General features: G+C 73.7%; 9 protein-coding genes. 3 read left to right on the forward strand and 6 right to left on the reverse strand.

What is annotated here, in order from left to right:
• Positions 1-1,506, reverse strand: a complete 1,506-nt coding sequence (locus AB0J72_RS34465; RefSeq protein ID WP_363406016.1) for a DUF4419 domain-containing protein — start codon at positions 1,504-1,506, stop codon at positions 1-3.
• Between the two features lie 89 nt (positions 1,507-1,595).
• A complete protein-coding gene (locus AB0J72_RS34470) occupies positions 1,596-1,886 on the reverse strand; it encodes a hypothetical protein (protein ID WP_363406019.1) in 291 nt (96 codons plus the stop codon).
• A 95-nt stretch (positions 1,887-1,981) separates the two neighbouring features.
• Between AB0J72_RS34470 and AB0J72_RS34475 the strand changes: the two genes are divergently transcribed.
• From AB0J72_RS34475 to AB0J72_RS34485, 3 genes are all read left to right on the forward strand, one after another.
• A complete protein-coding gene (locus tag AB0J72_RS34475) occupies positions 1,982-2,431 on the forward strand; it encodes an SRPBCC domain-containing protein (protein WP_363406022.1) in 450 nt (149 codons plus the stop codon).
• A 98-nt stretch (positions 2,432-2,529) separates the two neighbouring features.
• Positions 2,530-3,282, forward strand: coding sequence for a hypothetical protein (locus AB0J72_RS34480; RefSeq protein WP_363406024.1), 753 nt, complete (start codon positions 2,530-2,532; stop codon positions 3,280-3,282).
• Complete coding sequence (locus AB0J72_RS34485) at positions 3,279-3,452, forward strand: hypothetical protein (protein WP_363406027.1); 174 nt, start codon at positions 3,279-3,281, stop codon at positions 3,450-3,452. The genes AB0J72_RS34480 and AB0J72_RS34485 overlap by 4 nt, the downstream gene beginning before the upstream one ends.
• Here the strand turns inward: AB0J72_RS34485 and AB0J72_RS34490 are convergent.
• From AB0J72_RS34490 to AB0J72_RS34505, 4 genes are all read right to left on the reverse strand, one after another.
• The gene (locus tag AB0J72_RS34490) at positions 3,449-5,386 is read right to left on the reverse strand and encodes an acyltransferase family protein (protein WP_363406030.1); all 1,938 of its coding nucleotides are present in this window, start codon (positions 5,384-5,386) and stop codon (positions 3,449-3,451) included. The two genes, AB0J72_RS34485 and AB0J72_RS34490, sit on opposite strands and share 4 nt — an antisense overlap.
• A complete protein-coding gene (locus AB0J72_RS34495) occupies positions 5,383-6,000 on the reverse strand; it encodes a low molecular weight phosphatase family protein (protein WP_363406033.1) in 618 nt (205 codons plus the stop codon). The genes AB0J72_RS34490 and AB0J72_RS34495 overlap by 4 nt, the downstream gene beginning before the upstream one ends.
• Entirely contained in the window at positions 5,997-7,448 is a 1,452-nt protein-coding gene (locus AB0J72_RS34500; protein WP_363406036.1) for a polysaccharide biosynthesis tyrosine autokinase, read from the reverse strand. Before AB0J72_RS34500 ends, AB0J72_RS34495 begins: the two co-directional genes overlap by 4 nt.
• Before the next feature lie 25 nt (positions 7,449-7,473).
• On the reverse strand, positions 7,474-7,763 hold a 290-nt coding region (locus AB0J72_RS34505), incomplete at its 5' end, for a hypothetical protein (protein WP_363406039.1).

Raw genomic sequence — 7,763 nt, forward strand, 5'->3', positions numbered from 1 at the left:
CTAGCCGGGCATCGCGTCGAACTGGTCGAGGTGCCCGGTCTCCAGGTGCGCGACGTGGCCGCCGGAGTCCATGGCGGCGTCGAGCAGCATGGCCAGGGAGGTGCCGAGCACCGGGACGTCGGCAGGGCCGTCGGCCAGGCGGAACCGGGGCGTGGACCGTCCGGGCTCGCCGATCTCCACCACCCGGCACAGCACCCAGTACGTGACCATCGTGGACATGTCGGTCGCCGCGGCAATGGTCCGGCCGTCGGCCAGCTCGATGAGGGTCTCGGTCCACAGGTCGTAGAGGCCGCTGTCGACGTAGCGGCGCTCGTCCGCCGGCACCAGCCGCCAGCGGCCGCCGAACAGCGTCGCGGAGCCGACGCGGTGGTAGAGCGCGATGACCTCGACGGGTGCTTCACCGGGCGCGTCCTGCGCCGGGGTGGTGTCGTGCTCACGCACGAGCCGGTCGATGACGTCGTCGATCTCGATGACCGCCGGCGCCACGTACCACCCGGCGACCGGCCGCAGCGCGCCGCCGGGGTCCTGGGCGACGCCGATGAGGCCGGCCTCCAGGGCCACCACCCGGTTGTCGCCGGAGACCCGATCGTTGACGTTGACGACCACACGCGACAGCGTGGCGGGGATCGAGGAGCTCTGGACGCCTGGTCCGGCGAACGGACGGCCGGGTTCGGCGGTCACGTCGCGGGGCTCGCCGATCGGGAGCTCCAGCAGCGGGTTCGGCACGTCGACCGCGACGTCCTTGAGGTACGGGTAGAAGCGGGCCGCCCAGCCGGTGATCACGTCGCCGCCGTACGCGTCGATCGGGTTGTAGATCCGCCGCCAGAACTCCGGGTCAGGGTCACCGGCCGAGGCCCGGACGAACTCGTCGGCGATCGGTGCGAGCGACCGGCACCATGTCTCCAGGCCGAAGCCGGCGATCGCGTCGACCCGCGCGCGGATGCGCCGCCAGTCCTCGACCGTGCCGGTCAGCGTGACGGAGGGGATGCCGCAGAGGCATTGCAGCCACAGCGAGAAGTACGGCGAGTAGACGTCGAGCAGCACCACCTGCCCCGCCGTCCGCTCGACGTCCGTGCTCGTGGAGAAGTCGCACTCGAACAGGTCGGCGTCGACGACCTCGGCGGCGAGCAGCTTGGCGAACGACCCGGTCAGGTGCGCCCATGAGCCGCTGTCGTGCGGCATCGGCCCGTCGATGGTCACGGTGAGCCGCTTCCTGCCGGTGTGCTGGACCAGCCGCGGGCGCAGCTGCTCGGCGTGCAGCCGGACGTGCTGGGCGACGCCGTGTGCGATGGTCAGCCACACCGCGTCGGGCGACAGCACCAGCGGCCGGTGGTCGGCGAACGCCCGGGCGACGGCGCTGAGCAGCGGGTGCACCCCGTCCGGGTCGAGCACCGGCAGCGCCGGGTCACCACCGAACGCCAGGGCGTCAGGAAACAGCCCGCCGAGCGGCCGCGTCGGCAGCAGCGCGCCGGCGGGCGTCACATCATCGACCGGAAACGTGATCACTCCCGAACCATAGCCACGTCCATGCGCTCGGATCTCGCCACCCGGGTCGGGGCTGTCGGCGGATGGCGGACTGTGTCACGGTCGTGGGCTCAGTCGTCCTCGATGTAGCCGGTGGCGGGGTCGACCTGGGCCAGGAAGCCGCGGATGTGCTCCCTGTGCTCGTCGGGTGACAGGTTCGGGGTCGGGCTCACGCCGAAGCCGTAGCCGGGGTTCGGCCCGCTCAGCCACGCGTAGTCGGTGCCGCCGAACTCGTTCGGGGTGAGGGTGAAAAGCTCTCCGTCGACTTCGAGCGTGAGTGAAGTCGCACCTTCGGTTACGGGGCACACGCCGGGCACGGCGTCCGGATCGCCATCACCGCTGTCTGGGTAGATCGCCTGCACGCGACCATCTTCCCGCGCCCGCACGCCCGGCGTTCCTGCTTTGAACCGGCCGGAAGCGGGAAGACTGCGGATTCCGGCGTCGAAGGGAGACGGCAGTGGCCAAGCGACGCAAGCTCGTCCGCACCTCACCCGATCGCGTCTTCGCGGTCCTGGCGGATGGCTGGATGTACGCCAGCTGGGTGGTCGGTGCGTCCCACATCAGGGACGTCGACGAGGGCTGGCCCGCGGTCGGGACCCGCCTGCACCACCAGGTCGGGCCGTGGCCGCTGCACATCACCGATGTGACCTCGGTGCGGGCGGTGGTCCCGGGCCAGATGCTCGAGCTGCACGCCCGGGCGTGGCCGATCGGCGCGGCGATGGTGCGGCTGGACCTCGAACCGGTCGAGGGAGGCACCCGGGTGACCCTGGCGTACGAGCTGACCGAGGGCATCGGCCGGTACCTCCCGCGCCGGGTCCAGACGGCGCTGCTCGGCCCTCGCAGCGCCGAGATGCTGTCCCGGCTGTCCGACATCGCCGTCCGGCGGCGGATCCCGGCCGTCTACTGACCCGGCGGCAGCATCAGCTCTAGGGATCAGGCGCTCGTTGTGCCAAGATCATGCCCGTGGCGATCGACCATGATGTGCGTGCGGGGGCGGACTGGGCCGTGGAAGTGCTGACGGCCGCAGGTTACCGCGCCGACTTCTCGCCGTCGTCGTTGTGGGAGGTCGAGCGGTTCCTGAACACGGAGGCGCCGGGCGGCCGTCCGCGCTCGCGTGGCCTGCTCGGCAAGGACCTGGACGTCCGGGTGGCCATGCTGGGCGGCTACGTCGGCGAGGTGATCCGGCGCCGGGTGGGCGGCACCTGGGTCCGCGACGGCGACCAGGCCGCCCTGGACCTGCCCGGCGGCGCCCGGATCTGGCCCGCGCAGCAGGTGATGCACCGCCTCGCCACCGGCGCCGCCGGCAGCCTCACCGCCTACGCGTCGGCAGCCGGCGCCGACCCGGGTCCGTCGACGCCGGTCCTGCAGTGCCGCTGCTGCGGTGCGGTGCCGGCCGCGGACACCAAGTTCCGCGCCGTCCAGTCCGTGCTGATCTGGATCGGCTACACCCGGGCCCCGGGCCCGTTCTGCCGCGACTGCGGCACCACCGTCTTCCGGGACCTCCAGCAGAAGATGTTCACATTCGGCTGGTACGGCATCTTCGCCGTGGCCGCGCCGATCGTCCTGCTGCTCAACTGGGCCGCCATGACGAAGGTCACCGCGCTGGCGGCACCGGCCGCGGAGGCGGGCGGTGCACCCGTCCGGCCGATGGACGCCGGCCGGCCGCTGCTGCGCAGGCCGCAGGTGATCGCCGGCATCCTCGCCCCGATCGTGCTGCTGACCGCCTTCGCGATCCACGCCCGTTCGACTGGCCCGTGACCGGGGGCCTGTTGCCATCGTCGCGGCCGGGCGAGGGCGACCGCGCGGTCGGCGTGGAGATCGACGGCGGCGTGTTCAGCGTCGTCGTGTGGATGTCGGACCCGAGCGACGCGTTCAGCAAGAAGGTCGCCGTCGAGGTGTTCCGCGCCGCCCGGCCGAAGGTCGCCTAACCGCCGGGCGCCAGGAACGGGGCCATCCGGGCGGCGAGCCACCGGGCGCCGTCGGCGGAGAAGTGCAGGCCGTCGACGCGCAGCAGGACGCCGTCGACGATGGGCCGGCAGGTGCCGCCCGGGCACACCGACTCCTGCAGCGTCGCCAGGGTCACGCCGGGCACCTCGTCCCGGACGGCGGCGTAGATCCGGTTCGTGGCCTCGGTCAGCGGGTCCGGCCCCGCCGTGCACGCCGGCGGGGCCGGGTCGCGCAGGCAGTCCGGGCCCGCCGGGACGAGCGGCAGCACGGCGATCAGCACCAGCTTCGCCCCCGCGCGCGTCACGGTCTGCGCGAACACCCGCAGGTGCTCGTGGACGTCGGCCTTCCAGCGGCTCGACAGGGGCTCGACCCGCTCGCCGTCCGGGGTGAGATGCGTGACGAGCTCCCACCGCGAGTACGCGACGACCAGATCGGGACGGTGCTCGTCGAGGAGCCGCCGGATGCGGGCCGGCGTCTGCGCCGCGCACTGCCGCATGAACGGCTTCGGCTCGGCGCCGTCGGTGTTGAGCAGGCCGGTGAGCCCGCAGCCGTTGTGGGCGGCGAGCACGTAACCCCAACCGTTGCGGGCGGCGAGGTCGGCGATGCCGGGGTCGAGCGACCGGGCGATCGAGTCGCCGACGACGGCGACGGTGCGGCCGGTCCCTTCGGGGCGGGTCCGGACGCAGATCGACGTCGTGTCGGGGCAGATCGCCCCGGTCGCGGAGCCGGCCGCGACCGCCTGCTCGCCGGCGGTCCGCGCGGCGTCGACCTGCTGCGCCTGGTAGCCGGTCGCGTAGGTGGTGGCGGTCACCGCGAGCGCCGCGCAGGCGGCGAGGGCCGCCACGGCCGCCGTGACGAACCTCGTCCCGGTCCGGCACGCGGCGCGGGGCCGCCCGCGCAGGACCGGACGCTCGACCAGCAGGTATGAGCCCGTCGCGAGCAACAGGGTGACGGCCACGGCGACGGCGGCGGTCCCGGGACCGGACAGGCGCCAGGGCAGCGCGTGCGGCGTGAAGGCGATGACCGGCACGTGCCACAGGTAGATGCCGTACGAGATGCGGCCGGTGCCACGCAGCGGCGCGGTGGCGAGCAGGCGGGCGACGGGCGTGTCGGGGGCGCTCTCGACACCCCAGATGAGGGCGGCGAAGACGACCGACGCCAGCGCCGCGCCGCCGCGGTAGTAGAACGGTGCCGCGTCGTCGACGAGCAGCATCAGCCCGGCGCAGGCGGCGAGCGCGAACGGCGTGACCAGCCGCGCGCCGGCGGCGCGCCGCCCGACGAGCGCCAGGGCCGCGCCGATGAGGAGCTCCTGGGCGCGGGCGTCGGTGCCCGCGTAGGCGCGGATCGGGTTGCCGGGGTCGTAGGTGACGGCCATGATCACTGCGCTGGCGGCGGCCAGCACGGCCAGCAGCGCGGCGGCCGTGGCGGGGCGGGGGCGGCGCCGGTAGACCGGCAGCAGCACCAGTGGCCACAGCAGGTACCACTGCTCCTCGACCGCCAGCGACCACATGTGCCGCAGCGGTGACGGCGCGGCGGTCTGCGTGAAGTACGACAGCGGCGCGGTGATGTCCTGCCAGTTGGCGTAGTAGCAGAGGGCGGCGATGAGGTCGCCCCGGCGGTCGGCCCACAGCCCGGCGGGTTCCCAGTGGCGGACGGCGACGGCGACCGCGGCGACCATCAGCAGCAGCGCCGGCAGCAGGCGGCGGCCGCGCCGGATCCAGAACGCGATGACGTCGACGGGACCGTTGCGGGCCTCGCGCAGGAGCAGGCCGGTGATGAGATAGCCGGAGAGGACGAAGAACAGGTCCACGCCGAGGAACCCGCCCGGCAGCAGCCGCGGGTCGAGGTGGTAGGCGAGGACGGCGGCGACGGCGACGGCGCGGAGGCCGTCGAGGGCGGGCCGCCGGTCCGTCACCGCGATCCGCTCAGCGCGTGCAGGATCACCTGTACCGCGCGGTCGATCGCGGTCGCGCAGTCGTCGAAGGCGTCCAGGGTCCGGTCCGGGTCGGGGATGTCGTCGGGCGCCACGCCGGAGCCGGCCGCGGACCGGGTGCGCCCGCGGCGGCGCACCGCGGCGGCGACCCGCTGCTGTGCCAGCGCGACCGGATCCTCGGGCAGGTCCGGGTCGGCGAGACCACCGTCCGGCGGGGCGAGGCGGGCGAACTCGTTGATGGTGAACGTGCGGCGGACGGCCGCGGGGTGCAGCGCGAGGACGTCGTCGCGTTCGCGGACGGTGGCGGTGAGCACGAGGTCCGCCCCGCGGATCGCGGCGGCGGTCAGCCGGCTGGTCGTGAACGCCGCCGGCGAGGCGCCCCGGGCGGTGAGGACCTGCGCGGTGTACGGGTGCATCGGCTGGCGCTCCCGTCCGCGGGTGCCGGCACTGTGGACGTGGAAGCGGTGGGACAGCGCCGGCGGCCACTCGGTGATGGCGCGCAGCGTCAGGTGCTCGGCGAGGACCGAGCGGCAGAGGTTGCCGACGCAGACGTACAAGATGCGGAACTGGCGGTCGGTGGCGGTGGTGGTGTTCACAGCCGGATGGCGATCTTCTCGCGCAGGCCGGTGAGGCGTCCGGCGAGCGTGCCGACGGAGGTGGCGGCGTGCCCGGCGGAGTAGGCGTCGTAGTAGTTGTAGGCGTCCTCGGTGTGCCGCGGCGTCATGTTCAGGATGAAGCCGAGCACGTCGACCTCGGCGCGCCGCAGCGCCGCGGTCGCCTTGCCGACCTGGTCCCGGCGGGTGTGGCCGTGCCGGACGACGAAGATCGCGCCGTCGCTGAGGGCGGACAGGACGATGGCGTCGGCGACGGGCAGGACCGGCGGGGTGTCGATGATGACCATGTCGTACCGGGAGCGCAGCTCGTCCAGCAGCCGCCGCATGTGGTTGGAGCCGATGAGCTTGCTCGGGTTGGGCGGGACCGGGCCGCTGGCCAGCACGGACAGGGACGTGTCGCCCCACGGCTGGATGACGTCGTCGAGGTCGGCCTGGCCGATCAGGACGCTGGTGAGGCCGGCGCCCGACGGCACGCCGAGGTAGCCGGCGGCCTGCGGGCGGCGCAGGTCCGCGTCGATGAGCAGGACGGAGCGGCCGGACTCGGCGATCGACAGGGCCAGGTTGCACGACGTGACGGACTTGCCCTCGGCGGGCACGGAGCTGGTCACCACGACGACCTTGGTGCGCTGGTCGGCGTCCATGAACTGCATGCTGGTCTGCACCTGGCGGTACGCCTCGACCTGGCGGCCGCTGGAGTCCTCCTCGGTGACGGCGGCGATGCCGGCCTGGTCCGGGTTGCGCGGGATCACGCCGAGCAGCGACGTGCCGGTGATCTCCTCCGCCTGCTCGGTGGTCTTGATCGAGGTGTCCATGGCGTGCCGGACGGTGGCGAGGGCCGCGCCGGCCAGCAGCCCGGCGAGCGTCGCCAGCGCCAGGTTGCGCAACGGCCGCGGCGAGACCGGCACGCCGGGCAGGTCCGCGGGGCTGACCACGCTGACGTGCACGGGTGAGGGGCTGCCGTCGGGGGTCGCCTCGAGGGTCGGGACGAGCCGGATGAACTCGTCGGCGACGGCGTCGGTGATGCGCTGCGCCTGCTGCGGCGAGGTGTCGGTGACTCGGATGGTCAGCAGGACGGTGTCCTCGAGCGTGTCGGTGCTGACCCGCGCGGCGAGGGCGTCCGGCGTGACGGCCAGGTCGAGCTTGTCGATGACGCTGCGCATGACCCGCTTGTCGCGCACGATCACCGAGTACGACTTCACCTTCTGCTGGGACAGCAGGTCGGCCTGGTAGGCCTTCGCCGCGTCGCCGCCGTCGGCCCACGCGGACACGAACAGCGTGGTTCTGGCCTCGTACCAGGGTGTCTGGCGGGCCGTGAGCACCATGCCGACGGCGATCGCGGCCAGGACGGTGGCGACCACGGACTTCCAGCGCTCGCGCAGCAGCGGCAGGATCGAGCGGAGCTCCAAGGCCGGGCCTCTTTCGGGTTTCATCGTGTGCGGGACGGTGTGCGGGCGGTCAGCGCACGCGCTGGGTCGCCGGTGCGGTCGGGGTGGGTACGCGCAGCAGCAGGCACACGGCGGTGGTGCCGGTGAGGGCGGCGATGCCGAGCCCGGCGGCGGCCGGCAGCTGACCGGCGCGCACCAGCAGGGCGAGGCCGCCGCAGAGTGCCGCCCCGGCGGCGAGCGCCGCGGCGACCTGCGCCGCCGACAGGCCGAGCAGCCGCAGGCGGTGGACCTCCGTGCCGGCCTTCAGGTAGCCGTGGCCGGGTGAGCGAGGCAGCTCGTAGGCGTCGGGGGCGCCGAGGA

The organism is Dactylosporangium sp. NPDC049742, from assembly GCF_040674675.1.
GTDB classification, from domain to species: domain Bacteria; phylum Actinomycetota; class Actinomycetes; order Mycobacteriales; family Micromonosporaceae; genus Dactylosporangium; species Dactylosporangium maewongense.